This window comes from Stenotrophomonas sp. 57 (genome assembly GCF_030291075.1).
Taxonomy (GTDB): Bacteria; Pseudomonadota; Gammaproteobacteria; order Xanthomonadales; family Xanthomonadaceae; genus Stenotrophomonas.
In genome coordinates, this window is the sequence record NZ_CP127407.1 from 1,226,789 (window position 1) to 1,252,626 (window position 25,838).

At 59.1% G+C, this 25,838-nt stretch carries 20 protein-coding genes; 16 read left to right on the forward strand and 4 right to left on the reverse strand.

Annotation, left to right across the window (positions count from 1 at the left end; translation table 11 throughout):
• Window positions 1-12 precede the first annotated feature (12 nt).
• Window positions 13-546, forward strand: coding sequence for a hypothetical protein (locus QP512_RS05655; protein WP_286071275.1), 534 nt, complete (start codon window positions 13-15; stop codon window positions 544-546).
• A gap of 733 nt (window positions 547-1,279) precedes the next feature.
• Here QP512_RS05655 and QP512_RS05660 read toward each other — a convergent pair.
• Window positions 1,280-1,840: a hypothetical protein gene (locus QP512_RS05660; RefSeq protein WP_286071276.1), complete on the reverse strand. Its 561-nt coding sequence runs from the start codon at window positions 1,838-1,840 to the stop codon at window positions 1,280-1,282.
• A gap of 115 nt (window positions 1,841-1,955) precedes the next feature.
• On the opposite strand from QP512_RS05660, the gene QP512_RS05665 reads away from it, so the two are divergent.
• From QP512_RS05665 to QP512_RS05675, 3 genes are all read left to right on the forward strand, one after another.
• Window positions 1,956-2,408 carry a hypothetical protein gene (locus QP512_RS05665; RefSeq protein WP_227199533.1) on the forward strand — a complete coding sequence of 151 codons (453 nt, stop codon included), beginning with the start codon at window positions 1,956-1,958 and terminating at the stop codon, window positions 2,406-2,408.
• A 346-nt stretch (window positions 2,409-2,754) separates the two neighbouring features.
• The gene (locus QP512_RS05670; RefSeq protein ID WP_286071277.1) at window positions 2,755-3,282 is read left to right on the forward strand and encodes an RHS repeat-associated core domain-containing protein; all 528 of its coding nucleotides are present in this window, start codon (window positions 2,755-2,757) and stop codon (window positions 3,280-3,282) included.
• A 271-nt stretch (window positions 3,283-3,553) separates the two neighbouring features.
• Window positions 3,554-3,958 carry a hypothetical protein gene (locus QP512_RS05675; protein WP_286071278.1) on the forward strand — a complete coding sequence of 135 codons (405 nt, stop codon included), beginning with the start codon at window positions 3,554-3,556 and terminating at the stop codon, window positions 3,956-3,958.
• Between the two features lie 872 nt (window positions 3,959-4,830).
• Here the strand turns inward: QP512_RS05675 and QP512_RS05680 are convergent.
• Window positions 4,831-5,876 (reverse strand): IS3 family transposase gene (locus tag QP512_RS05680; RefSeq protein WP_286071995.1). Its coding sequence is split into 2 segments (ribosomal slippage): window positions 4,831-5,678 and window positions 5,678-5,876, totalling 1,047 coding nucleotides; the frame shifts between segments, so codons are not numbered across the junction.
• 336 nt (window positions 5,877-6,212) lie between these two features.
• On the opposite strand from QP512_RS05680, the gene QP512_RS05685 reads away from it, so the two are divergent.
• From QP512_RS05685 to QP512_RS05695, 3 genes are all read left to right on the forward strand, one after another.
• Window positions 6,213-6,647: a hypothetical protein gene (locus QP512_RS05685; protein WP_286071279.1), complete on the forward strand. Its 435-nt coding sequence runs from the start codon at window positions 6,213-6,215 to the stop codon at window positions 6,645-6,647.
• Between the two features lie 367 nt (window positions 6,648-7,014).
• Window positions 7,015-7,989 carry an RHS repeat-associated core domain-containing protein gene (locus QP512_RS05690; RefSeq protein ID WP_286071280.1) on the forward strand — a complete coding sequence of 325 codons (975 nt, stop codon included), beginning with the start codon at window positions 7,015-7,017 and terminating at the stop codon, window positions 7,987-7,989.
• Entirely contained in the window at window positions 7,986-8,402 is a 417-nt protein-coding gene (locus tag QP512_RS05695) for a hypothetical protein (RefSeq protein WP_286071281.1), read from the forward strand. The genes QP512_RS05690 and QP512_RS05695 overlap by 4 nt, the downstream gene beginning before the upstream one ends.
• A 19-nt stretch (window positions 8,403-8,421) precedes the next feature.
• Here QP512_RS05695 and QP512_RS05700 read toward each other — a convergent pair whose 3' ends face one another.
• Window positions 8,422-8,655 carry a hypothetical protein gene (locus tag QP512_RS05700; protein WP_286071282.1) on the reverse strand — a complete coding sequence of 78 codons (234 nt, stop codon included), beginning with the start codon at window positions 8,653-8,655 and terminating at the stop codon, window positions 8,422-8,424.
• Here QP512_RS05700 and QP512_RS05705 point away from each other — a divergent pair.
• The 9 genes from QP512_RS05705 to cyoD all read left to right on the forward strand — a co-directional run bounded on the left by QP512_RS05705 (window position 8,654) and on the right by cyoD (window position 23,658).
• Window positions 8,654-9,052 carry a hypothetical protein gene (locus QP512_RS05705; protein WP_286071283.1) on the forward strand — a complete coding sequence of 133 codons (399 nt, stop codon included), beginning with the start codon at window positions 8,654-8,656 and terminating at the stop codon, window positions 9,050-9,052. The two genes, QP512_RS05700 and QP512_RS05705, sit on opposite strands and share 2 nt — an antisense overlap.
• Before the next feature lie 1,398 nt (window positions 9,053-10,450).
• Window positions 10,451-10,813 (forward strand): RHS repeat-associated core domain-containing protein, encoded by a 363-nt coding sequence (locus QP512_RS05710; RefSeq protein ID WP_286071284.1) that lies wholly within the window; start codon window positions 10,451-10,453, stop codon window positions 10,811-10,813.
• Window positions 10,814-12,205: 1,392 nt separating this feature from the next.
• A complete protein-coding gene (locus QP512_RS05715; protein WP_286071285.1) occupies window positions 12,206-12,601 on the forward strand; it encodes a hypothetical protein in 396 nt (131 codons plus the stop codon).
• A gap of 150 nt (window positions 12,602-12,751) precedes the next feature.
• Window positions 12,752-13,069 (forward strand): hypothetical protein, encoded by a 318-nt coding sequence (locus QP512_RS05720; RefSeq protein ID WP_286071286.1) that lies wholly within the window; start codon window positions 12,752-12,754, stop codon window positions 13,067-13,069.
• A gap of 233 nt (window positions 13,070-13,302) precedes the next feature.
• Window positions 13,303-18,942, forward strand: a complete 5,640-nt coding sequence (locus QP512_RS05725) for an RHS repeat protein (RefSeq protein ID WP_286071287.1) — start codon at window positions 13,303-13,305, stop codon at window positions 18,940-18,942.
• Window positions 18,943-19,641: 699 nt separating this feature from the next.
• Window positions 19,642-20,682 carry a ubiquinol oxidase subunit II gene (cyoA, locus tag QP512_RS05730; protein WP_107230228.1) on the forward strand — a complete coding sequence of 347 codons (1,041 nt, stop codon included), beginning with the start codon at window positions 19,642-19,644 and terminating at the stop codon, window positions 20,680-20,682.
• A gap of 2 nt (window positions 20,683-20,684) precedes the next feature.
• Window positions 20,685-22,682 (forward strand): cytochrome o ubiquinol oxidase subunit I, encoded by a 1,998-nt coding sequence (cyoB, locus tag QP512_RS05735; RefSeq protein ID WP_286071288.1) that lies wholly within the window; start codon window positions 20,685-20,687, stop codon window positions 22,680-22,682.
• The gene (cyoC, locus tag QP512_RS05740; RefSeq protein ID WP_286071289.1) at window positions 22,679-23,317 is read left to right on the forward strand and encodes a cytochrome o ubiquinol oxidase subunit III; all 639 of its coding nucleotides are present in this window, start codon (window positions 22,679-22,681) and stop codon (window positions 23,315-23,317) included. Before cyoB ends, cyoC begins: the two co-directional genes overlap by 4 nt.
• Window positions 23,317-23,658 (forward strand): cytochrome o ubiquinol oxidase subunit IV, encoded by a 342-nt coding sequence (cyoD, locus tag QP512_RS05745; RefSeq protein ID WP_005408584.1) that lies wholly within the window; start codon window positions 23,317-23,319, stop codon window positions 23,656-23,658. Before cyoC ends, cyoD begins: the two co-directional genes overlap by 1 nt.
• Window positions 23,659-23,772: 114 nt before the next feature.
• On the opposite strand, the gene QP512_RS05750 is transcribed toward cyoD, so the two are convergent.
• On the reverse strand, window positions 23,773-25,830 hold the full coding sequence (locus tag QP512_RS05750; protein WP_286071290.1) for a bifunctional diguanylate cyclase/phosphodiesterase: 2,058 nt from the start codon (window positions 25,828-25,830) through the stop codon (window positions 23,773-23,775).
• Between the last annotated feature and the right edge of the window lie 8 nt (window positions 25,831-25,838).

Below are 25,838 nucleotides of genomic sequence, written 5' to 3' on the forward strand. Positions count from 1 at the left end.
GGGGACGTTGGGATGAAGAACCGGATTACGCATGTTGCCGTCATGTCATTGGTGCTGACGGCTGTTGTTCCCGGGGAGGTAGTGGCTCAACAACAGCGGTCATACGACCGTTTCAAGGATCGAACCTCCTACGAGGCCAAAGTGGAGCTATCGGAGCTGTCGAAGACCAGCAGGGGCATTTCTCTGAGCCTGCAGAGCGTGGTAGACGGAGACCGCGCCGTGACGAAGTTGGACTCTTTCACCGTCTCGGCCATCGTCACCTTCAACATGTCCTATGACGTTCGCTGTGCCGGTACGAGCTTTGACATGCTTGTGGATGGAAAGGCTGTTTCGCTTCCCAGCGACATGCCCGCTTTCAATCGATACGAGTACGCCATCCTTTCGTTCGGCAAGAAGATGACCTTGGCAGAAGTGGCGGCTTTCGCCGGTGCCAAGAGGATCGAGGTCCGGGTCTGCGATACCGAATACAGCCTGGATGATGAGCAGCGCGCTGCGCTGCGTGATCTGGTCAAGGACGCTCAGATAGGCAGTTCAACCGGTGGCTGATGTCGGAAACCCTCGCACGTCCAATCATGGAGGAGAGAACATGCAAACCAGCGATTCAGCAACTAATCTTTATCAATGCCCGGCTTGTCATGCTGCGATCCCCTCGGGCAGATCATCCGCGAAGTGTCCTAAGTGCTATGCGGACCTGCCCAAGGCAATTGTTGAATCGAATCGCGCTACCGCGAGCGCAGGGCAGGAGCTTGGGTCTGCGACGTTGTGCGTGGTGTTGGGCCTAGCTGGGCTTGGGATCGGGCTCTACTTCCTGATCAACCCATCAGCAAGCGGCTACAGCAACATAGCGAACATGCACGCGCTCGCTGTGGGACAAGCTCTGACCGTCGCTGGGGCTGTCTTGCTTGGGTTCGGCATTCGCCCTCGATAACTTGCTCGCTAGCTTGATCGGGCCCGTTGGCAGAGATGTCAGCGGGCCTTTCGTATGTGCCAATGTTTGCTATTTGGGGCCATCTTCTATTGAGGATGTTATCCGTAGTCAGAAGCGTACTGGCACGCCCTGCCGCGCGATCGGGGCGCTCCGTCGACTATGCATCCAGGGATGTAGCTGCTCAGTCCGACGCGCGCTATGACGCGATTGGTTGGCATCGCTGAGGCTGCTATCGAGCAGAGGGTCAGGATCATCCCCATCCAAGTCGCGAAGTCCTAGGTGGTACGCGGAGAACGCAGTGCCTGCCCGACGAAGTGGAAGCGAGGTACGGACAACTCCATACAGGCATGCTTAGTCGAACCGGGCGCGCGCTCGCGAAGCAGCAGCCCTCGATTCCTCCTGATGCTTCCCTACTGCGATCTTCGTTTCCTTCTTCGACAGTGTGCGCATGTAAGCAACCCTGCGCCCCTCATCCTGTTCATGCGTACGAATCAGGTTCAGCTTAGCCACGGTCTCTAGGAGCTGCTTCTTCGCCGTGGGCGAGAGCGCCTCGCTAAGGCCGTCGAAGGTGTCCTCCCAAGCGACCGATCCTCCGGCCAACATCGAGCGACCTAGCTTCGTAGTGGCAAGCGCTTTAGAGCGTTCATTCAGCGACTTTTCTGTCACAAGGCCGTCGCGCTTCATGCGGCAGACGAGCACCGACATTGATCCGGGTGTTGTGTTGATCATCCTAGCAAGACTGGCACGGGTCATCGGATACGCACTTCGGGCTTCTGTCCGGGCAATCGCATCTAGTGCCAGGAAAGCTGAGGTAGACAACTTGTATGTCTTCAAGCGGGCCTCGAGATCGCTTGAGAGCCCATTGATCAAGATCATTAGCGCCTTGAATTCGGCGTGCGGCAGTTGGCTCATGCCACATCCTAAGATGGTGGACCAGTTGAATTCAATGGGTCCGCCACTTACGTGCTTGGCAACCTTGTTTCCAGCGACGGCAATTTCGCGGCCGCTATCAACTAGGAGAGCTACTATGCACAAGCACAACAATATTGATCGTTCCACCCGCCTCTTCGCCGCGCAGCGCGAGGGCAGGGACGCGCTGCACGCCGCGCAGAGCTCAATTTCTGAAACGATCATGGGTGGTGAGCAGCTGGTCGCGGACAAGGCGTGCGAAATCCATCGCGCCTCCACCTACAGCGAGATGACTGCATTCGAGGCCACTACTGAGTTTGCGAACATGCTGCAGCGCTACATCGGGACTACTGACCGTCGCTTCGACCTGCGCGTATGCGATGCCTCGATGTTCCGTGCGATTTGGAAGGCTCGCCAGATGGTTGACATGACCGGTATCAATTACCGCGACTACGTTCAGCGTGCCGTGACCTACCTGCGCCACTGCGGCAAGAAGCGCATCACGCCTGCGATGCTTGTTTCTGCTGATGTGCAGTTGCACGTCATGGAGCTCGATCTCGTCAGCCGTTAAGAAATCCCGCACTCCATAAGGCACGTAGTTCCCGCGCTAGGTGTGGAAGGGCCCTTCGCACCCAGCGCTTACCGGAACGTGACGCAGCGCGCGTCACGCCAACCATCTAGTCGGTCCTGGCCGGGTTATCAGAAATGAGGTCCAACAATGACAATGGCAGCATATCGTCGTGCCCAGAAATTGGCAGCGGCAAAGAGGGCTGGGTCTGAAGCGCTGGCGACAGAACAGATGGTCCAAGCACGGGAGTGGATCGCGCCGAGCGACTTCAATGAAGAGCCGGACTTTGCGCGATCTGCACATCTGACGTACCGATACATGAGTGCGTACGAGCGCACGCAGAGCTTCTATGAAGCGTATCGAAAACACTACGTCCATCGCTTCTTGCGACGTAAGGGACGCGAGCCGCAGGGGTTCCCGAGCCGTGATCAAGCGCTATGACTACGAGCCTTACGGTGCTGTGGTCGGTGGTCAGGTCACGGATGGCCCGGGGTATACCGGGCATGTGAGCGACTCGGCCACGGGACTGAGCTACATGCAGCAGCGGTACATGGATCCGCAGTTGGGTGTGTTCCTGTCGGTGGATCCGGTGACGGCGTATGAGCAGCCGGTTGGGCAGTTCAATCGGTATCGGTATGCGAACGGCAATCCGTACAAGTTCACTGATCCTGATGGACGTGCAGTCACTTGTAACGAGAATCGATGTTCTGGTGAGGTGAACACCATCGCTGATGCTCTGGCGCTTCCTGCAATTCTGACGATAGCGTACGGGGGAAGATTAGTCTCAAATGCAATTGATTCCACCCAGCGGAGTGAAGGGACTGATCCGGCCGACTCCACGGAGGGGGGAGGGGGAAGCAGTCGCCCGATAGCGTAGCCGGACTACGAGGTAAATCGACTATTGAAAATGTCACTGCCCGAGGCACCCGGGTATGGGATAGAGGAGCCGAATCAGATCAGAAAGCAAAGGATTTTGACGCGCTGGGTCCCAAGGATGTCGACACAAAGGCCAACGGAACTCGCGTGGGGCAATTGGAGGATGGAAGTCGAGTGATTGACAGGAATTACTCCAAGGATGGACGGCCGACGCTGGAGATTCAGCGCCAGGATGGTCGAACCACTGATGAGTTTAGATATGGGAAGAAGCCATGATGGGACAGCATTCTGCAAATTTTGAAGAGTGGCGACCTGACGGAATTGATAAGGATTACTCGTGGAATGTGGGGGAAGTCAGATATTCGATTGACGGGTCTCTGACTGTAGATTTGTTCGAGAATACCGGAAGGAAGGCGTGGATTCTGATGTTCGCAACGCCGCTGACCGTTCGAATTACTCAGGAGGGAAGTCTCCAAGAATACTGGGAGTCAGGAGTAGTGGTGGCCGGGCATAACCTGATGCGTGCAACCAGCTCATCGTTGTTGACGTGGTTGGATAATTCGAGCGGTGGTGTTCATTCTTCGGACAATATGGCGCATTATGCGGTCTTCTCCGACGATGTCTGCGTTGAAGTTCTCTCGCGTGTCGTGCCTTCTCTGATGCCTGCAGATGCCTAGATGAGGACGATCGGCATCCAGACATCCCCTCGCATCCTGTCCCAAGTTGGCTCTATCGCCACTTATGGACAACTCGCCCGATGTCATCCATCCACACGGACGCCGCTGCCTGTGGCCCCATTGTCATGTGAATGATGCTAGTGGCCAACGTTTGGATATCAATGGGAAGCATGTCGCTCCGGAATCACCGGGAGCGCATCTTCCCCTCGAGGCAAAGTGAGGTCCTGATGCACGATTGGACGCTTCTGGGGATACGAATCGACTGGGCTGCAAGCTCGGCGGTGCTCATTGTGCTGGACGAACGCTCTTTGAGCCGGTCGATATTTTTCAGAGGTCTACGCGAATTCTCAGCTGATAGGCGAGAGCACTGGGGGCCAAGCAGTTCAATCAATGAGGCCTCCTGGGACGATTCGTCAATGGATGGCGGAGTTTGTTTGAAGGTTGAGATGCAGTCAGGAGGCATGATCAGTATCTCAGCCGATGCAGCGGATCTCGACGGCAAGCCCTGCATGCCGGCGGTAGGTTCCCTTTAGATCAAATCGCATGCGGACGATCCTCATCCAACTGCATAAACTGGAGCCCGTGGTTGGTTAGGTTGGGAGATGCTCCCTGCCCGATCAGGGGGGAAGCAAGAGCTAAGTCCAAATGACGGGCGCGTTAGCTTCCGTCCTGATCCTGCCCAAGGGGGGGCTTTGGGGATGAACAGTGATAGCTACGAGCTTCTGGCCAGAATTGTGGAGACAGGGCTTCTCGGATCTGCTAGCGAATTGGCTCCTGGCTTGCTGGACCGCTACTGGTCGGGCGAAGTAAGTGTGCCCTCGGCTATCGATGCCGACATTGCGACGTCCCCCCGTCCTCAGTAGCGGTCGGGTTTAGAGTCCGGTGCTGATCTTATCCCTCTTGCCAGCCAACTGCGCGGCGTATTGGGCGGGCGTCAGTCCGCCAAGTGCTCGTTTAGGCCTTTCCTCGTTGTAGTCGCGCCGCCAGCTTTCGATACTGGTTCTGGCATGGAGCAACGTCGGGAACCAGTGCTCGTTCAGACATTCATCGCGTAGCCGCCCGTTGAAGGACTCAACGTAAGCGTTTTGGTTCGGCTTGCCCGGCTCGATCAGGCGCAGGGCAATTCTCTTCTCGTGAGCCCACGCCACCATCGCTTTTCCACAGAACTCCTTGCCGTTGTCTGTCCTGATCACCTGCGGCAGACCGCGTTGAACGGCCAATCTGTCCAGCACCCTGGCAACGCCCTGCCCGGAAATAGCCCGTTCCACCTCGATGGCCACGGCCTTGTGGGTGGCGTCGTCCACGATGGTCAGGCACTTGATTACTCGGCCTTCCGCGGTGCGGTCGAACACGAAATCCATCGACCACACCTGATTGGCGGCGGACGGGCGCAGCAAAGGCTGACGCTCACCGACAGGTACCTTCTTGCGCTTCCTGCGACGCACCTGCAGACCTGCTTGCTGATAAAGGCGCTCCACGCGCTTGTAATTCACGACATGCCCCTTCTGTCGCAATTTCAGATGGATCATGCCCACGCCGTAACGTCGATGCCTGTGTGCCAGTGCAGCGATCTGCTCGCGCAGTTCAACGTTGTGGTCCGGCCTGGGCTCGTAACGCAGCGCGCTGGCGCTCATGCGTGCAACCACCAACGCGCGCCGCTCGATCAGCCCTTTCTCGACCATGCTCCGCACCAGCAACCTGCGTGCCGATGCGGTCACCACTTTTTTCGCAACGCATCCTTGATGACGTCGTTCTCGAACACCTGCTCGGCCAGCAGCTTCTTCAGGCGTGTGTTCTCCGCTTCCAGGTCCTTGAGCCGCTTGGCGTCGGGCACGCTCATCCCACCGAACTTGCTGCGCCACAGGTAGTACGAGGCCTCACTGAAGCCATGCTGGCGGCATAGGTCCTTGATCGGCATGCCCGCCTCGGCCTCGCGCAGGAAGCCGATGATCTGTTCTTCGGAAAAGCGCTTCTTCACGTCCAATCTCCTTGTCGTTGAGGATTGGACTCCAAACCGTCGCGCTACTCAATCTCGGGGGGACGTCGCAGGTCCTGATTTCAAGAATTCTCGACAGGTTGGCGAAATTAAGGATACAAAACGACTGTCTGATTCGTCGCAACTCAGAGCGCAGCGGGAACATGCTCAGGCGACTGGGCGAGAGCATGTTGTCGTCACTGGCACAAATACTAAGGTAAGCTTTACGGTAGAACGGCAGTCAACAATTGTTCGACGAGATGACTTAGGACCTAAAAGATGACGCCCAAAGAACAAGTCGAGAAAATGCTCGAAGACATTCTTAATTTCGCCAGAAAGATGCTTGTAGAGCATGGTGAGTTTCACCCATTTGGAGTTTACCTTGCATCTACTGGAGATATGGTGCATGCGGGCGTCAAGATGAATGGTGGAGGCGCCGCAGGTCGGATGAGGCTGCTTCAGTTGGCGCTGCAGGAGCGGAAGGATTGTGCGATCGCATATGGCATAGCTTCTAATGCATGGTTGCCGCAGAATGATGAGTCTGGTCTCGATGCGGTTAAAGTGTTCTTGGAACATCGGGATGCGTATTGCGCGGAAGTGTTCTGTCCGTATGACCTTTCCAAGAGTGATCCGCTGATAGTTTCGGAAATTTTTGCTCAAGAAGGCGATGCAGTCTTCTTCTCCAGCTCGCCCGCTGACGACGAGAGGTGTTGAGCTTGAACGCTGAATGTCTGGTTCCCCCGTTCGATATACGAGTGGTTGTGGCGTAGGTCGCAGGTTCGACTCCTGTTTCCGGCACCAGTTGTAGAAGAGCCCCGGCCTTGGTCGGAGCTTTTTTTGTGCTCTGGTAGCGCGGGGCCATGCCGGGTGGAATGCCGGCCCCAGTAGTGCCAGCCCATGGCTGGCAGCCCCCAATTTCCGAATCTCGCGCCCAGCCCGGCTTCCCAGGCGCTTAGCGCCGCGCCCTGTTCCTGATCTGGCAACCGCACCCGGCCATTCCTGTGCTATGAATACCCAGCCTTGCTTCAAGGCACTTTCAGGGATTGGAAGGGTGCACAGGTTTGGGGGAACTGCAGGCGGTGTGTCGACCCGCTTCAGGGGAGTTGAAGATCAAATTCACAAGCTGGGTGCCTTAGGCGCTTGGCTGTGCTGCGTGCTGATGATCGGCCTTGGCGTGTCGCCAGCCGCAGTCGCCCAGACGACGGTTACATACATCCATACGGACGCCTTGGGCTCGGTTGTCGCCGAGAGCGATGCCAACGGCAACGTGATCAAGCGCTATGACTACGAGCCTTACGGGGCCGTGGTGGGTGGTCAGGTCACGGATGGGCCGGGGTATACCGGGCATGTGAGTGACTCGGCGACCGGACTGAGTTACATGCAGCAGCGGTACATGGATCCTGAGCTTGGTATGTTCTTGTCCGTGGATCCTGTAACTGCGCATGACGCTCCCGTTGACCAGTTCAACCGCTATCGATACGCCAACGGAAATCCCTATAAGTTCAAAGACCCGGACGGTCAAATTGTCGAGACGGTTTGGGATGTGGCAAACATCGCCATGGGCGCGTCGAGTGCGTACTCGAACTTCAGTCAAGGGAATATTGGCGCTGGGGTAGTCGACTCCGTTGGTGTCGCGATTGACACTGTCGCGGCCGCAGTTCCTTTTGTGCCTGGTGGCGCGGGAGCTAGTATCAAAGCGGTCAGGATTGCAGACAAAGCAATGGATTCCGCACGCCGTGGCGAACAGGGGGCCAGTGCTGCGGCAGACGGAAGGAAGGTCTGGACTGCCACAAATGACGGAGTGATTCTCCCGCCGGGTAAAGATATGGATCTGGTTCCAACGTCGGCGCCAAATCCTCGAAACCCGGGGTGGGTGCAAGTCCACGGTTCACACCCTCACGCGGGCGATCCGCGCGCACATGCACATGGTCCCGACCCCAGTAGTGGAAAACGAATCGATACACCTCTCGCGGAATCGATGAGGAAGGGCGATGCCGGATTGAAAGATGGCTCGCTGAGACATAGAGAAAATCGACAGGATCGAGGTGGTCCATGAGTCAGTTCATCCTGTTCGAGCAGAATCCTGCCGCAGAGGGAACATGGCGTGATGAGATGGCGTCTGCGCGGAACAGTGACTTCCTGGCTGGGGTTGCCGACCTCTACTTCCCTGGGGCAGAACAGGTAGTCAGTTGCGCCGCAGTTGCTGGGGATGCCAGTGATCTGATCAACGACGTCTACCTGCGCATCAGATCCAACTCGGATGTGGAAGGCTCGCGTATCGCCCGTCTGGTGAAGCGTGCGTTCGAGATGAACATCGGGTTCGTGTTCTGGGCTGGATCGGACTACAGGGATCTGCCCGCCGTAGGATCCTATGCGGACTTTCTGCAGGCGCTGGCGGAGCAGGCTGAGCAACAGCCCGCTGACGTCTTCATGAAATGCATTCCGCATTGCGCCGGAAGTATCGGTTGATTTCGCTGGGCTGACCCTGTCAGCCGACGGTGCACCATGAAAGAACCTTGGCAGTGCCGTAATGCTGTTCACTTAAGCGGCTGAGCCAATCAGAATCCGATGCCAGTCTTCTGGCATCGGATTTTTTGTGTTCATCCAGCAGCAGCTGTGCTGCCGTGGCGAAAGACCAAGGTGTTCGCGCCATTCCTCCAGTTAAGAAACCTCCGTTATAAGGTGTATTTATGAATGACGAAAAAACATCGCGTGTGCGCATGCGCCAGCTGATCGACGCTCTTGACGATCTTCTTGATGTTGCTGGATTGGAGCGAAATGGTGGCGCGAGGGCCAGGCTAGCGATTGTGTCGTGTGACTACCTTGGAGAACGCCTTGACGGGGAAATACTGGCTGCAGTTAATGCGGCTCGGGATTTTTGGCTTCGAGGCGAGGCTGCTGACTATAAATTTTGGTTCGATCTATTCTCGGTGAGAATGAATGGTTCGCAGCATTCGAATCCAGTCGATCGCTTGGTTTGGAGTGCATTGGCTCAGTCCGGTGGGCTTGATTCATATGCTGGAGAATACCTGGCTCTCGAGGCTTTCGACGCTGGGTTGACCGTGGATGACATTGTCGCGGCGATAGCCGAGGCTGTGCCTGGTTTTTCGGCTGGCTGAGGGAAGACGCAATTTTTCTGTTTTGAGGTGCTTGCGTGGCAGGTTGGACTACGGTTTCCGGCACCAGTTCAACTGTAATGGCGATTTTGGATATGGCGAATACACAAGGACAGTCCGTATTGATGTCACCTCTGGACTCCGCATCAAATCCTCAGGGAAGATCCAGTCTCGGCGGTTACGAGGTGAGCCATGCTGCCGAGCATGATCGGGTTGGTCTGTCCGCTTTCAAGTCTTCCCTCGTTGCGCCGCAGTCCAGCTCGGAGAGTAACGGCGTTATACAAATCAAAGTCGGCGTATCTCCGGAGGAGGCGCGGGCGACAAGCGTAGAGACCTGAGCTGTGCGTGAGCTGGATGAGCCCGTCCGGAAAAGCTACGGCGATACGAATGGCACGGTCAAAGTCTGCTCCCCCACCAGTAATCAAGGGCGTTGAATGAACCGCATTCTGATGATTGCAATGGTTTTATCCATTGTCTCATGTCGGACCGGTGACGAGGTCCCGCCTCCCTGCAGCGCCGGAACCATTCCTGTGGAAACCGTTCCCCCTAGGGTTGCTGCCGTAAGCGAGTTGCACGGTCACGGGAGGCCGGTAAAGACTATTGATTTTACTGACCACGGCCGGCCGGGCAGTCATACGAACCCGCACGAACGTCGTTACGAGCCGAGTGCTACCGGGGGCACTCCTTCACGCGGACCCGCGCGGCCGCTTAACGGAGGCGGATAGTCATGACCGTAAACGCTTGGGGCTTCCCAATCACGGGAGACAGGGTGGTTGAGGCGTTAAGAAAGAACTTCAGCACGAATGATATTTGGCTGCTATCGCATTTGGATGTCCCTTCGGGAGTGGAGTCAAAAGCGACCTTGGGTCATCTTCGAGAGCGGATGGTGAACAGGCCGTTAGAGGTGTCTACGGGTGATCTGTGCGATGCGCTTGCTGGCGCGCCGCAAGTATGGGTACTGGACATCCGGCTATCATCCGACCACGAAGTCCAGCTCTACATTGAAGATGGTGAGGTATTTGAGGAGAGTCTGGACAGGACGGTCGGAACCGGAAATATCGCTGGGCCGACAGACCCGGGACTGAGATGAAATGTAGGTTCGACTCCTGTTTCCGGCACCAGTTGTAATGAAAAGCCCCGGCCTTGGCCGGGTTTTTTTATGCTCTGGTAGTGCCGGCCGCTGGCCGGCAACCCCAGCAGTGCCAGCCCATGACTGGCACTCCGCGATTTCTGAGTCTCGCGATTTACCCGCCCCTCCGGCTTCCCAGGCGCTTAGCTCCTCGCACAGTTCCTGACCTGGCAACCGCAGCCGGTCATTCCTGTGCTATGAATACCCAGCCTTGCTTCAAGGCTCTTTCAGGGATTGGAAGGATGCGCAGGTTCGGGGGAACTGCAGGCGGTGTGTCGACCCGCTTCAGGGGATTTGAGGATCGAATTCGCAAGTTGGGGGCATTTGGCACCTGGCTTTGCTGCGTGCTGCTCATTGGCCTTGGCGTGTCGCCAGCCGCAATGGCGCAGACGGCGATCACGTACATCCATACGGACGCCTTGGGCTCGGTTGTCGCCGAGAGCGATGCCAACGGCAATGTGATCAAGCGCCACGACTACGAGCCCTACGGAGCCATAGTCGGTGGTCAGGTCACGGACGGACCAGGATACACGGGGCATGTGAGCGATTCGTCGACCGGACTGAGCTACATGCAGCAGCGTTACATGGACCCGCAGCTTGGGGTGTTCCTGTCGGTGGATCCGGTGACGGCGTAAGAGCAGCCGGTTGGGCAGTTCAACCGGTATCGGTATGCGAACGGGAATCCGTACAAGTTCACGGATCCGGATGGAAGGTCCGCCACATGTGGTGAGAGGTCATGCACAATCGAATGTACCAGCGGATTTACGTGCGCCGTAGACTATGTATACGTGGGGACAGTGTATGGAGGGCGGCTGCTTCGGAATGCGGTCGAGTCGATTCTGCCAGTTATTCAGCAGTCTCAATCACCCAAAGGTGATGCTCCCGCGTTGCCTGGAGGATTGGTAGGAACTGAGGATAAGGGAAGCAGGCAGCAGGGAGGGCGTGTCAATAACGGTCCGCTGGCACCGGGCAATGGTGGTGTGGGGGATGGACTGAAGGATTTCGGTACTTTGACCGGCGGGGAGTTCGGTCCAGCGCCTGAAGGTTCACGATTGCCAGAGAGGGCGCAGGTTGGTGAGAACGGAGTAATCTATCGGCCAGGGAATGCGGGTTCTGGCCCTCGAATCGATATTCCGGCAAATGGTGAAATGCCTCATGAGACACTACATTACCCCAAGCCGCCTCCGCCGCCAGAGAGGTCGGGCCTGTGAGCGATCTTAATGATCTATTGGAGTCGCGCCTAACCGATGGCTCCGATGTCTATATCGATTCGGGCATGAATCCGAGCGAGTATCTTGAAGAACTTGCGAATGACATCAGGCGGAATGCATGTCAACCATTTGAACTGTCTGCGGTGGTAATGGCGCCAGGTATTCCGGGATTTGACGATGGTGAAGAGATCTCTGGGATGTGCGTCGCGAAGGAGGGGGGGCGCTGGTTGGTGTATAGGGCACAGGAGGATCTGTTCTATGCCTTTTGGGGGGGGAGGCCCGAGCAGCTAGGAGCTCACGGTATTTTTGGAAGTCCGTTGTACTGCTGGTCAGCGTGATGGAGGGGCGGGAGATAGGATGAGGCTGTTGCGTTCTGCGTTGCAACGACGAGCCCACTGGCAACGTGCTATCACTGCGAGCCTTGGGGTTGAGCTTGTCCTATCAGTTGCCAGGCGTCGGTCGCTAGTAGGGGGGGGGGGGGGGGGCGCGCGGCTGGATTCGTTAGGTCGCAGGTTCGACTCCTGTTTCCGGCACCAGTTGTAGAAGAGCCCCGGCCTTGGTCGGAGCTTTTTTTGTGCTCTGGTAGCGCGGGGCCATACCCGGCGGAATGCCGGCCCCAGTAGTGCCAGCCCATGGCTGGCAGCCCCCAAATTCCGAATCTCGCGGCCAGCCCGGCTTCCCAGGCGCTTAGCGCCGCCCCCTGTTCCTGATCTGGCAACCGCACCCGGCCATTCCTGTGCTATGAATACCCAGCCTTGCTTCAAGGCTCTTTCAGGGATTGGAAGGATGCGCAGGTTCGGGGGAACTGCAGGCGGCGTGCCGACCCGCTTCAGGGGATTTGAAGAACGATTTCGGAAGCTGGGGGCCTTGGGTGCCTGGCTGTGCTGCGTGCTGCTGATTGGCCTTGGCCTGTCACCAGCCGCAGTGGCACAAACGACGGTCACCTACATCCACACGGGCGCGCTTGGCTCGGTTGTTGCTGAGAACGATGCCAACGACAACGTGATCAAACGCTACGACTACGAGCCTTACGGTGCTGTGGTCGGTGGTCAGGTCACGGATGGCCCGGGGTATACCGGGCATGTGGGCGACTCGGCCACCGGGTTGAGCTGCATGCAGCAGCGGTATATGGATCCGCAGTTGGCAGATTCAGCGGCAGGGATTGGGAAGGGGCCGGTCAACATCCAGCAGGCCTCTTCGGTTTCTCCCTAGAGAGTGCAAATGGAGCGTCGTTCTGGCAACTGTGCAGCAACGTAACTCACAGTCAGGTTGGCGCCACGACGTTTGGGCAGGTGAGCGACGGGGAGGTGAGGTTACTTCCACGGGCAGGGTCTCCCCCGACTTGCATCACAGTCGTGGGGCTTGAGCGAGAAGCAGCCAGTTGACTCTTTTCCTGCAGTATCCAATCTGGTTCCTGTCGTTGAAAGGTTGCAGAGGCCATGGATGTCTGGGTCCAGAATATTTGTCGATTTCAATAATAAGGATCCTGAGGGTTTCCTGAGACTCAACCTCACGGGGACGCTGGAGGACCTCAGAAGAGGGCAACTGGTTCTCGAGCAAGGGATGCTCATGACAGGATCAGACGGTGATCTCATCGCCAGGATCATCATTGTTTCGCCTGGAATAGAAGGCATATGGCGGGGGAGAATGGTTGATGGTCCTTGGGAGGTGGGGGCATAAATGACTGCCCGTTGTTGGTGGGCTGGTACATGCTCCCTTCCTGATAGGTAGGCAAGAGACAAGCTCAAAGGACAGGCTGGTCAACTTCTCTCCGGAACCTGCCAAGCGAGCGTCTCTGGTTCTGCTTGTGGGAGGCATCTGGCGGACCCCTGTTGAATTGCGTCTGATTCTGCGCGTGAGTGTACGGTGCGTTGATCGAAAATTCGGCTTGCAGTAACAACGAGGATACTTGATTGAACGGATTCGCCTTGAAGTTGCCTTCGCGCAACTCCGTGAACGCTGCAGTGATGGTTTTACTCTCGATCACCAGTGTTTGTTATGCCCAAGAACGCAAGGTTTGGGAGGAATACGGAAGCCGTGTGGGTAGTGCTTCCGAGCCTACTGTGGTAGGCAGCAATTCCTTCGGGGAGGAAGTCGATACGTACATGGGAGGGATTTCCTTCAAGGCGACTGACGTCGATATGCCGGGCAACAATGAGTTGCCAGTACGATTCGAGCGCCGCTTCAACGTGAGGAACAACCCGATTCCTGGCGTTTTCTACCGGTCGTTCGCGATGGCAGATTGGGAAATCCAGCTGCCTTCTCTGTCAGCTGACTTCGCTCCGGACTGGACTGTCTCCGCTACGGGCGAGCCTAACCGCCGTTGCTCCGTGGCCAGCATCTATGATGCGCGTCCCATTCCGATTCAGGTGGGTACCGAGTACATAAGACCGGACGAGTATTGGGATGGCGTCACCTTGCAGTTGCCTGAAGGTGGTGGTGAGCTGCTGCACATCGAAGGTAACGTGCCTGTTCCGGGTGATGGTGAGACCTACCACTGGACTGCGGGTGACAACATCCGTATCTCCTGTCTTCCTGCATTGGCCAATGGGGCGGGGGAGGGCTTCCAGGCCGTGACGCCGAACGGGAATCGCTATCGATTCGATTGGATGGCACAGGACGCTGAGCCGGCGCTTGTTTCGCAGACTGCCCAGGTTGTCTCCAATGTTGCTAAGACCATTGAGCGCCGGGTCTCAAGAAAGAAAAACCACATTTACCCAACGCGGGTCGAGGATCGGTATGGAAACTGGGTCTCATACACGTACTCGAATGCCTGGAATCAGACAGTAAGGCTGACGCGCATTGACAGCAGCGATGGGCGCTCGATTGCGGTTCAGTACGATAGCGAAGGAAACGTAAGTCAGGTTGCAGCCAACGGTCGTGTGTGGACCTACAGTTATACAAACGATGGTGGTAGACGCACACTGACCGGTGTCCGCCAGCCTGATCAAACGCAGTGGTCCATTGATTTCAGCGGCTTGGGTCGGGCCAGCATCCAGTACGTGATCGGGGAGCCCGGAGATCAGAATTCACGCAATTGTGCTCGACAGGGCGAGCCCTATGGCCCGTTGAGTTTCTCAGGGAGCATGGTGCATCCTTCGGGCCTGTCCGCACAGTTCACGGTAGGCATCGTTCTCCACGGGCGCAGCAATGTTCCTTTGTACTGCAAGAACGTTACTCGTCCATTCAATGATCGAACCGACGACATCGCTTGGATACCACCCGCGCACTACGGCTTGTCCCTTGTCAGCAAAACGCTGTCAGGTGTCGGAATTGAGCCGATGCAATGGACCTATGCGTACAGCACGGGCAGCAGCTACAAGTATCTTGCTGCAGATCCCAAGTTTCCGGTATGTCCGCCTGAAGTGCTCGACTGTACGGCGCCTCTGTGTACGTCAGATGACTGTGCAGGCTCGAAATCAACTGCGATCACGGCTCCGGACGGAAGTTCCGTCAGATATAAGTATGGTAATTCCTATCGATACAACGAAGGTAAGCTGCTTGATACCGAAGTTCGAAGCAGTAGTGGCGAATTACTGCGTAAAGAGCGCCTCACCTATGACTTGAGCTTGGCAGATAGCAACTATCCAGCGCGTTGGGGAGTTAGTCCACGTTACCGTCAGGCAGGCTTCCCGTCGGAGCTCCATCGCCCCTTGCTGTCGAAGACGGTCACCCAGGACGGAGTCAACTTTGGCTGGACAGTGCAGCAGTTCGACACGCTGGCGCGCCCGGTTGCCGTCAGCAAACAGAGCAGCGTAGCCGGGGCGCCCGCCCGGATTGAAGGTACTCAGTTCCACGACAACTTGGCCAAGTGGGTCATGGGGCAGACCAAGAGTCTCAGCGTGAATGGTGCGTTGGCATATGAGACCATCTATAACGCTGAAGCTGCGCCGGCCACAATCAAAGAGTTCGGGCGCGTTGCGCAGTCCATTGAGTACCACGCAGATGGCACTGTTTCTGCAATCCGCGACGGCAATGGAAACATGACGTCCTTCAGTGCATGGAAGCGTGGCGTTCCCCAGGCAATAACCTTCCCGGATGGCGCCTCGATATCTGCAAGCGTGGAGGATAACGGCTGGATAGCGCAGTCCACTGACGAGGGCGGCTACACGACCAGCTACCAGTATGACCCTATGGGCCGGCTGGTCCGTACTGATTTCGCTGCAGGTGATTCCGTTGCCTGGAATCCTGTCACGGCGGCTTTGGAGCGGGTTAACGTTGGCGAATATGGATTGCCTCCGGGCCATTGGCGTTACACGGTCGAAACCGGCACGGGGCGCAAGATCCGCTATCTGGATGCAATGTGGCGAACGTTGCTGTTGCGCGAGCTCGATACCGCAAATGCCCCCGGCACCGAGCGTTTCACTGGGTACGAATACGACCACGAGGGGCGCAACGTATTTTCATCGTATCCTTCGGCCTCAAGTACTCCGGATAAAGGAGTCTGGACGCAGTACGACGCTATCGGGCGCGTCGTGCGCCGTTCGCAGGACAGCGAGCTGGGCTTGCTGACTACGTCAACAGCCTATGGCTCGGATGGTCAGGGAAGCTATACGCTGTCGACGCGTCCAGATGGACGATCAGAGCAGACCTGGTTCCAGGCATTTGATCAGCCCTCCTATGAGTTACCCCGGGAGATACGGCAGCCGGAGGGGGTGATCACGCGGGTGACTCGGGACGTATTCAATAGGCCGCTTTCGATTACCAGGGGCGCGGCGGATGGAATGGGAACGATTACTCGAAGCTATACCTATGATGCTCAGGGACGCGTCTGCCGTCAGTTGGAGCCAGAAACCGGGGTGACGCTGACGGGCTACGACGGTGCTGGAAACCTGACGTGGTCGGCCGCAGGACTTGACGCATCCATGGGGTGTCATCCTACGGGTTTGATTGCCGGGGCCGTAGAAAGCAGGGTATCCCGGACCTATGACTCACGGAACAGGCTGAAAACACTGTTGTTCCCTGATGGAAATGGCGACCAGACCTGGCGATATGCTGCCAATGGAAAGCCCGATCAGATCATCACCAAGGCAAAGGCCGCTCCCGACGTAGTCAACGCATACACCTACACCCGCCGCGGATTGCTTGCCGGTGAAACCGGTGGTGAGCTGGAAGGGCATAACTGGTCCATCGGGTACGCCTACAATGCGAACGGCGTGCTGTCGGGCATCCGGTACCCCAGTGGCATGTTCATTGACTACGCGCCCAATGGGTTGGCGCAACCGACCCGCGCCGGCTCTTATGCAGTCGCTCTCGGCTATCACCCCAACGGAGGCATGCGGAATTTCACCTACGGCAATGGTATTCAGCATGTCATGCAGCAGAACGCTCGGCAGCTCCCAGCGCGGGTCCAGGAGGGCGGGGCCCTTGATAACGCCTACACGTACGACGGAATGGGCAATGTCAGCGGCATCCAGGATATTCTTGAAAGCAGGCGCACGAAGACCATGGCCTATGACGGTCTTGACCGGCTGGTTCGGGCCCAATCAGCGGGTTTTGGCGGAGACGGCATAGCGATGTATTCATATGACGCCGTCGACAACCTGCGTACCGCGCATCTTGGTGGTATCCGCCAGTTCAACTACTGGTACGACGCCAACAACCGGATTACCAATGTCCGCGCTGACGATGGTGCGACGACGATCGGCTTGGCTTATGACAGCAAAGGCAACCTTAGCGCCCGCAATGGCATCCAGTACCGTTTTGATCACGGCAATAGACTGCGCGAAGTGATGGGGGTGGAGGCCTACCGCTACGACGGGCATGGGCGTCGCGTTGCCAACCTTCGTCCCGATGGCACTGGCCGCTTGTCGCTCTATGGAATGGATGGGGTATTGCGGAGACAGGAGGACACCACGGGACGAGGCATGGAGTATGTCTATTTGAATGGAAGCCTGATCGCCCAGATTGTTGGCGACGTTGTGTTGTCGACGCCGGTGCTGAGCCTGGCAGGGTTCAGTTCCCGCGGTGATTATGCCGTTGGCTGGAGTGGCAGCAGCGCAGCGACTTCCTATGAGTTGGAAGAACGCGTGCAAGGGGGAGTGTGGCATGGGGCTTACACAGGGGCGGGCAAATCCTGGATTGCACCTGGTAACGGCTCCGGCACCTACGACTACAGGGTCCGGGCATGCCGTGCTGGCAGCTGTAGCACTTGGAGCTCCCAAGCCACCATTCGCGTCCAGTTGCCTCCCTCCGGTACTTCCATTGTCAGCGCCCCGACGATCTCCTCCGATGGCACCTACAGTGTGAGTTGGACCCGCGTCACTGGCGCCGCCCACTACCGCTTGGAGGAGAGCGTTGGCGGGGGAGGGTGGTCAGTGGTGCTGCAGGAAGATGTTGCCTCGCGCAATTTCACCGGAAGGTCTGCGGGAAACTACGGCTATCGCGTCTTTGCGTGCAATGCCGGTGGCTGCGGTGCACCAAGCGCCAGTGTCAATGTAGGGGTAGTGTTCCCTCCTGCGGGCGTCGCAACCATCAACCTCGCCGGTCGCAGTGTCGATGGCTCCTATACTGTTTCCTGGTCGGCGATACAGGGAGCTGATCGATACACGCTTGAGGAAAGCGCAAATGGTGCAGGTTGGCAACAGACCTACTCTGGGGCTGCTGCGCTCCGTGCCTTTGTTGGAAAGATGGCCGGCACCTACGCATACCGGGTCATGGCCTGCAACGCGGGAGGGTGTGGTGGTAGCAGCTCGGCGGCAAACATCCTCGTTCAGTATCCGCCTTCGGCAGCGCCACAGATCAGTGTGCCAACGCTGTCGATCAACGGAAGCTACACGGTCACCTGGACAGGCGTAGCTGCAGCGGAACGCTATCTCCTTGAGGAAAGCGCCAACGGAGGGAGTTGGGTCCAGGTGCAGGACAGCAACATTGGTGCCAGGTCATTCTCCGGAAGGCCAGTCGGCTCATATGGCTATCGAGTTCGTGCAATCAACGGGTCGGGTGCTGGGCCCTACTCGGCTTCGGGTTCGATCAATGTCATTGCGCGCCCTTCGCCTCCGCTGCTTTCTGGGCCGGCCTACAATGATGCAAACGGCTACACTTTCAGTTGGGGTCCTGGCACTGGCGGTGGTTCCCATGATTTCGATCTAGAGAAGTCGATGAATGGTGGGGCGTGGGACTTGGTCTCGCGTACTGGAAGTTTGTCGGCAACGGCGCAGCGCCTTGAATCTGGAAGCTACGCTTTCAGGGTGAAGGACTGCAATGCGGCAGGATGCAGTGACTACTCGAACGTAGTTCAGCTATACATTGCGCCGGCGCCCATTCCGCCAACGCCGGCGATCATGTATTCGGCAAAGACAGAGCGCTACGTTGGAACGACATTGAAGGTCAGTTGCTCCGTTCGCTGGACGGTGTCAGCGGGTGCAACGACCTACAATCTGAAAGCTGCTCCTACCGGGCAAGTTCAGTACTCAGGACCAGAGCATGACCTCACGCGAGCGGGCGCATACTACTGCGCAGCGTCTCATGTCGTACAAGCGTGCAACGCATCTGGCTGCTCGCAATACTCGTCTCCGCCGTTCTTGCAGCAGTCCATTAAGAATCCGCTTTGATGTTTCGCCCTGCGCTTTGGGCCGGGTGATACAGCCAAGGTAGGTTGCCTTGAGAGTCAAGGAGGGCAGGTGGCTTGGCGGCCTGCCCTTCCTGGTGGGGCGGGCCTGCCAGAAATGGCAGGCGTCGCGGCTCCACTGGTTCCTTCTGATTCCTCGGCGGTAGTCGCTGGATTCGCGTGGTGCTTGGACCCAGGCACGACTGCGCTCTGCCAGGCCATCGCCTTGGATTTCACCTGCATATCGTGGGTGGCCAGATCGGGCAGCGTCTTCCAGAGCGAACCAGAGACGCTGAAGGTGCTCGCACGGACGATGGTCCAGTCGCTTGATGAGGGCGAAAAGGCGGTGTCAGGCTATCAATAGGGCTGATTGACGAAGAGTCTCTGGAACGGGGCTTGAACCTGAACTCGTTCATCTCGCTGTGCCGATGCTGGCGTTCTCCTTTGCCTCAACCCGGGGAACGCATCCTCCCCCCCGCGTTCTGCCCGCCGCAGTTGCGCACTGCGACAACGTGTCGCAGCCTGAAACGGGCCTTTCCTGCGCCCGATCATTGTCAATGCCTTTCTTAAATGGTGGGTGACGGCCTAAAATTGAAAGGCTGACTCGACCCCACCTCCCTGCCTGTCTTCCGGACCGGCGGGACCGGCGTTTGCCGGGACAGGCAGGACGGGGAACGGCATTCCCTCGCAATTGGATCGACCGATGATTCCGTTGAAAACCCTTGGGCGCTGGTTGCGCCCGGGCCTGCTGCTGTCGTTGCTGGTGATGCTCACCGGCTGCGATGCCGTGGCCATCCTCAGTCCGAAGGGCCAGATCGGCCAGGATGAGAAGACCCTGCTGATCACGGCTACCGTGCTCATGCTGCTGGTCGTCATCCCGGTCATCATCATGACCCTGACCTTCGCGTGGAAGTATCGCGCCTCCAACACCAAGGCCCGCTACGAGCCGAAGTGGTCCCACTCGACGGCGATCGAGGTGGTGGTGTGGTCCATTCCCTGCATGATCGTGCTGGTGCTGGCGGTCCTGACCTGGCGTTCGTCGCACGCGCTGGACCCGTACAAGCCGCTGGAATCGGACGTCAAGCCGGTCACCATCGAGGCGATCTCGCTGGACTGGAAGTGGCTGTTCATCTATCCGGAAGAGAAGGTGGCGGTCGTCAACGAAATCAAGTTCCCGGTCAACACGCCGCTGAACTTCAAGATCACGTCCGACACGGTGATGAATGCCTTCTTCATCCCGCACCTGGGCAGCATGATCTACTCGATGGCCGCGATGGAGACCAAGCTCCATCTGATCGCCAACGAGACCGGTGAATTCCCGGGCATGTCCTCGCACTACAGCGGCGCGGGCTTCGCCAAGATGCACTTCACCGCCTACTCGGTCACCGATGCCGAATACCGCCAGTGGCTGGACCAGGTCCGCGCCGGCGAGCAGACGCTGGACAAGGCTTCGTTCAAGGCCCTGGGTGAAGCACGCAACGCCGAGTGGTACCCGGTGACCTACTTCGGCAAGACCGAAGAAGGCCTGTTCAACTGGGTCATCGCCAAGCACATGGGCGACAACAAGCACTACGGCATGAAGCATGAACATGCCGGTGCCGCCGCTGCCGATGCCGCCAGCCATGAAGCGCACGAGGGCCACGCCCCCAGTGACGCGCATGATTCCAAGGAATCGGGTGAAAACCTGGATGCCACCGAACACGAACACGCTGGCCATGCTGGCCACGCGGGTTCGGGAGAATGAACATGTTGGGAAAACTCTCTCTTGAGTCGATCCCCCACGATCCGATCGTGCTGACCACCCTGGTCGGCGCGGTGCTGGGTGGCCTGGGCGTCATGGCCCTGATCACCAAGTTCAAGCTGTGGGGCTATCTGTGGAAGGAGTGGTTCACCTCGGTGGATCACAAGAAGATCGGCGTGATGTACCTCATCGTCGCCTTCGTCATGCTGCTGCGCGGCTTCTCCGACGCCATCATGATGCGTACCCAGCAGGCGCTCGCCGTCGGCGGGTCCGAGGGTTACCTGCCGCCGCACCACTACGACCAGATCTTCACCGCCCACGGCGTGATCATGATCTTCTTCGTGGCGATGCCGCTGATCACCGGCCTGATGAACCTGGCCGTGCCGCTGCAGATCGGTGCGCGCGACGTCGCGTTCCCGTTCGTCAACTCGCTCAGCTTCTGGCTGTTCGTGTCGGGCGCTGTGCTGATCATGCTGTCGCTGTGGATCGGTGAGTTCGCTGCTACCGGCTGGCTGGCGTTCCCGCCGTTGTCGGGCATCGAATACAGTCCAAGCGTCGGCATGGACTACTACATCTGGGGTCTACAGGTCGCAGGCCTGGGTACCACGCTGAGCGGTATCAACTTCTTCATCACCATCCTGAAGATGCGTACCCCCAGCATGAAGCTGATGCAGATGCCGGTGTTCACCTGGACCGCCCTGGTGACCAACGTGCTGATCGTCGCCGCCTTCCCGGTGCTGACCATCACTCTGGTGCTGCTGACCCTGGACCGTTACCTGGGCACCCACTTCTTCACCAATGACGGTGGCGGCAACGCCATGCTGTACATAAACCTGATCTGGATCTGGGGTCACCCGGAGGTGTACATCCTGGTCCTGCCGGCGTTCGGTGTGTTCTCCGAAGTCATCGCGACCTTCTCGCGCAAGGCGCTGTTCGGCTACAAGGGCATGGTCTACGCCACCGCCTGCATCGGCGTGCTGTCGTTCATCGTGTGGCTGCACCACTTCTTCACCATGGGCTCGGGTGCCAACGTCAATGCCTTCTTCGGCATCACGACGATGATCATCTCGATCCCGACCGGCGTGAAGATCTTCAACTGGCTGTTCACCATGTTCCGTGGCCGCGTGCACTTCACCACCCCGGTGCTGTGGACCATCGGCTTCATGGTCACCTTCGTCATCGGCGGCATGACCGGCGTGATGCTGGCGATCCCGGCCATTGACTTCGTGCTGCACAACAGCCTGTTCCTGATCGCCCACTTCCACAACGTCATCATCGGCGGCGTGGTGTTCGGCATGTTCGCCGGCATCACCTACTGGTGGCCGAAGATGTTCGGCTTCCGCCTCAACGAGTTCTGGGGCAAGTGCGCGTTCTGGTGCTGGTTCATCGGCTTCTATGTGACCTTCATGCCGATGTACGTGCTGGGCTTCATGGGCATGACCCGTCGCCTGCAGAGCACTGTCAACCCGGCCTACGAGCCGCTGCTGCTGGTGGCTGCCTGCGGTGCCTTCATTGTCGGCGCCGGCATCCTGTGCCAGATCATCCAGGTGGCCGTGTCGATCCGCGACCGCAAGAAGACCGTCGACCTGACCGGCGACCCGTGGGATGCCCGTACGCTGGAGTGGGAAACCTCTTCGCCGCCGGCCTTCTACAACTTCGGCACCCTGCCGGAAGTCACCGAACTGGACGATTTCTGGGAGCGCAAGCAGCGTGGTGAAGCCTGGCCGAAGCCGGCCAAGTACACCGACATCCACATGCCGCGCAACACCGGCACGGGCGTTGTCATCGGTGCCTTCAGCCTGGTGTTCGGCTTCGCGATGATCTGGCACATCTGGTGGCTGGCCATCGTCGGCTTCGTCGGCATGATCGCCACGTTCATCTACCGCACCTTCGACCAGGACGTGGACTACTGGGTCCCGGCCGCCGAGGTGGAACGCATCGAGAACGAACACCGCAAGCACCTGGAAGCCCAGGGCCTGGTGAAGTCGGAGCTGAAGGCATGAGCACCAATACCTCGACCCTGAGCCACGGGAACGCCGCGCACGCGGCGGCCCATGGCCATGACGACCACGAGCACCACGACACCGGCGGCAACACCGTCTTCGGTTTCTGGGTGTACCTGATGAGCGACTGCCTCATCTTCGCCTCGCTGTTCGCCACCTACGTGGTGCTGGCAGGCGGTACCGATGGTGGCCCCGGCGCGAAGGACCTGTTCGAGCTGCCGTTCGTGGCGTGGGAAACCGCGCTGCTGCTGACCTCGTCGCTGACGTTCGGCCTGGGCATGATTTCCATGCACCGCAAGCAGATGGGCCAGATGTACCTGTGGCTGGGTATCACCTGGCTGCTGGGCTTCGGCTTCATGTGCATGGAAGTGTGGGAGTTCCAGCACCTGATCCACCAGGGCTACGGTCCGGACCGCAGTGCCTTCCTGTCGGCGTTCTTCGCCCTGGTCGGTACCCACGGCCTGCACGTCAGCGCCGGCCTGCTGTGGCTGCTGGTGATGTTCGTGCAGCTGAAGAAGTACGGCCTGACCCCGACCAACAAGACCCGCATGGCGTGCCTGAGCCTGTTCTGGCACTTCCTGGACCTGATCTGGATCGGTGTGTTCTCCGTCGTCTACCTCAATGGAGCCCTGTAATGGCACATGACAACCATGCACACGACCACGGCACCGGCGGCGAAAGCCATGGCACCGTGAAGTCGTACCTGATCGGCTTCGTGCTGGCGGTGGTGCTGACCGTCATCCCGTTCTGGATGGTGATGTCCGGCGATTTCTCGCGCACCGTCAACGGTGTCGTCATCGCCATCACCGCGGTGCTGCAGATGCTGGTCCACCTGGTGTTCTTCCTGCACCTGGACCGCTCTTCGGAAAGCCGCTGGAACGTCAACGCTGCGGCCTTCACCGTGGTGGTGATCGGCATCATCGTGGTCGGTACCCTGTGGGTCATGCACAACATGAACGTGCACATGATGCACTGACCTCCTCGCGACGTTGCCACGCAGAAAGGCCGCCCTCGGGCGGCCTTTCTGTTGGCGGGTGGATAGGGTCGGATCCCTTGCCTGCGGCAAGGGATCCGACCCCAACGCCAAACCTCATCCCACCCGGCGCAGGAACTCGTCGGCTTCCATCGGCCGCCCCAGGTGGTAGCCCTGCAGCTGGTCGCAGCCCAGCTCGCTCAGGTACTCGCGCTGTGCCTGGGTCTCCACGCCCTCGGCCACCACCTGCAGCTGCAGGGTGCGGCCGAGCGCGATAATCGACGACACGATGGCGGCGTCCTCGGCGTTGCACTCCAGATCGTGCACGAATGCACGGTCGATCTTGAGTTCGGTGGCGGGCATGCGCTTGAGATACAGCAGGCTGGAATAGCCGGTGCCGAAATCGTCGATGGCGATGTGCACCCCCATCGCCGTCAGGTCGTTGAGGATCGCCAGGCTGGCATCGACATCCTTCATCGCCGTGGTCTCGGTGATCTCCAGGGTCAGGCACGCCGGTGCGATGCGGTGCCGCTGCAGTGCCTCGCGCACGCTGTCCAACAGGGCCGGCGAGGAGAACTGCAGCGGCGACAGGTTCACCGCCATCGACCATTCGGCATGTCCGGCATCGTGCCACGCACGCAGCTGCGCGCAGGCGCGGTCCAGTACCCAGTCGCCGATCGGCAGGATCAGGCCACTGCGTTCGGCAATGGGAATGAACACATCCGGTGCCAGCAGGCCCAGCTCCGGGTGCTGCCAGCGCAGCAGGGCCTCGGCGCCGGTGGCCGGTGCACCGGCTGCCGGGAACTTGGGCTGGTAATGCAGCACCAGCTCGTTGCGCGTGATCGCCTTGCGCAGATCCTGCAGCAGGCGCAGCTGGCGGTTGGCACTCAGCTGCATCGACGGCGTGAAAAAGGTATAGCCGTTCCGGCCGGTTTCCTTGGTGTGGTACATCGCCGCATCGGCATGCGCCATCAGCTCGCGTTCGTTGCGGGCATCATCCGGATACAGGGCGATGCCCAGGCTGGCGCTGACCTGCAGTTCGGCCGCGTCCAGGGTGAACGGCTCTCCCGCGGCAGCGATGATGCGCTCGGCCACGACCACGGCATCGTCGGGAATGTCGATGGCCAGCACGATCACGAACTCGTCGCCGCCGAGGCGGGCGAAGGTGTCCTGCGGGCGCAGCAGCCCGCCGATGCGCTGCGCCACTGCCACCAGCAGGCGGTCACCGAGCTGGTGGCCATAGGCATCGTTGACCGCCTTGAAGCCGTCCAGGTCGCAGAACATCACCGCCACGGCGTGGTTGCGGCGCCGCGCCTTCTCGATGGCCTGCTCGATGCGATCCTGCAGCAGCATGCGGTTGGGCAGCTGGGTCAGCGGGTCATGCAGGGCGGCCTGGATCAGCCTGTCGTTGGCATGCGCCAGCGAATCGGCCAACAGGCCGGTGCGCACGCGCATCTGCCGGTCGAAGAGCGAGGCGACCAGGGCGATACCCAGCGTGGCCACGGTGGTCACGATCACCAGCACCGCCAGCCAGCGGGTATCGATGCCGCCACTGCCGACGGCGCCGCAGATGCTGCCTTCGGGGAAACCCGCCGCGGCCATGCCGGTGTAGTGCATGCCGACGATGGCCAGGCCCATCACCAGCGATGCGAGCGCACGCAGGAGGAGGGTGTGGTGCTGTTCGGTGCGCAGGCGGAACGCGATCCACAGCGCGGCGCCAGCGGCACCGATGGCTACCGCGATCGAAGCGGCGAACCAGCCGGGGTGGTAGTCGATGCCCGGCTGCATGCGCATCGCGGCCATGCCCAGGTAGTGCATGGCCGCGATGCCCAGCCCCATCAGTACGGCGCCGGCCAGCAGCCGACGCCAGGGCAGGCTGGGCCGTGACACCAGCCACAGCGCATAGGCCGATGCGCCGATCGAGACTGCCAGCGAGTGCAGGGTGATGCCGAGGTCGTAGCCGACCGGGATCGGCAGGTCGAAGGCCAGCATGCCGATGAAGTGCATCGACCAGATGCCCAGGCCCATCGCCGCCGCGCCGCCAGCCAGCCACCAGCGGGCCACGCGTCCCTCGGCCGTGGCCAGGCGGCCGGCCATGTCCAGCGCCGTGTACGAAGCAAGAATGGCCACCAGCAAGGAGATGATGACCAAGCTCTGACTGTAACTGCCAGTCATGTTGAATC

What these genes read in the sequence shown, in the direction of transcription:
- QP512_RS05655 (WP_286071275.1), top strand. Translation starts at nt 13, where the DNA reads ATGAAGAACCGGATTACGCATGTTGCCGTCATGTCATTGGTGCTGACG.
- QP512_RS05660 (WP_286071276.1), bottom strand. Translation starts at nt 1,840, where the DNA reads ATGAGCCAACTGCCGCACGCCGAATTCAAGGCGCTAATGATCTTGATC.
- QP512_RS05665 (WP_227199533.1), top strand. Translation starts at nt 1,956, where the DNA reads ATGCACAAGCACAACAATATTGATCGTTCCACCCGCCTCTTCGCCGCG.
- QP512_RS05670 (WP_286071277.1), top strand. Translation starts at nt 2,755, where the DNA reads ATGAAGCGTATCGAAAACACTACGTCCATCGCTTCTTGCGACGTAAGG.
- QP512_RS05675 (WP_286071278.1), top strand. Translation starts at nt 3,554, where the DNA reads ATGATGGGACAGCATTCTGCAAATTTTGAAGAGTGGCGACCTGACGGA.
- QP512_RS05685 (WP_286071279.1), top strand. Translation starts at nt 6,213, where the DNA reads ATGACGCCCAAAGAACAAGTCGAGAAAATGCTCGAAGACATTCTTAAT.
- QP512_RS05695 (WP_286071281.1), top strand. Translation starts at nt 7,986, where the DNA reads ATGAGTCAGTTCATCCTGTTCGAGCAGAATCCTGCCGCAGAGGGAACA.
- QP512_RS05705 (WP_286071283.1), top strand. Translation starts at nt 8,654, where the DNA reads ATGCGCCAGCTGATCGACGCTCTTGACGATCTTCTTGATGTTGCTGGA.
- QP512_RS05700 (WP_286071282.1), bottom strand. Translation starts at nt 8,655, where the DNA reads ATGCGCACACGCGATGTTTTTTCGTCATTCATAAATACACCTTATAAC.
- cyoA (WP_107230228.1), top strand. Translation starts at nt 19,642, where the DNA reads ATGATTCCGTTGAAAACCCTTGGGCGCTGGTTGCGCCCGGGCCTGCTG.
- cyoB (WP_286071288.1), top strand. Translation starts at nt 20,685, where the DNA reads ATGTTGGGAAAACTCTCTCTTGAGTCGATCCCCCACGATCCGATCGTG.
- cyoC (WP_286071289.1), top strand. Translation starts at nt 22,679, where the DNA reads ATGAGCACCAATACCTCGACCCTGAGCCACGGGAACGCCGCGCACGCG.
- cyoD (WP_005408584.1), top strand. Translation starts at nt 23,317, where the DNA reads ATGGCACATGACAACCATGCACACGACCACGGCACCGGCGGCGAAAGC.
- QP512_RS05750 (WP_286071290.1), bottom strand. Translation starts at nt 25,830, where the DNA reads ATGACTGGCAGTTACAGTCAGAGCTTGGTCATCATCTCCTTGCTGGTG.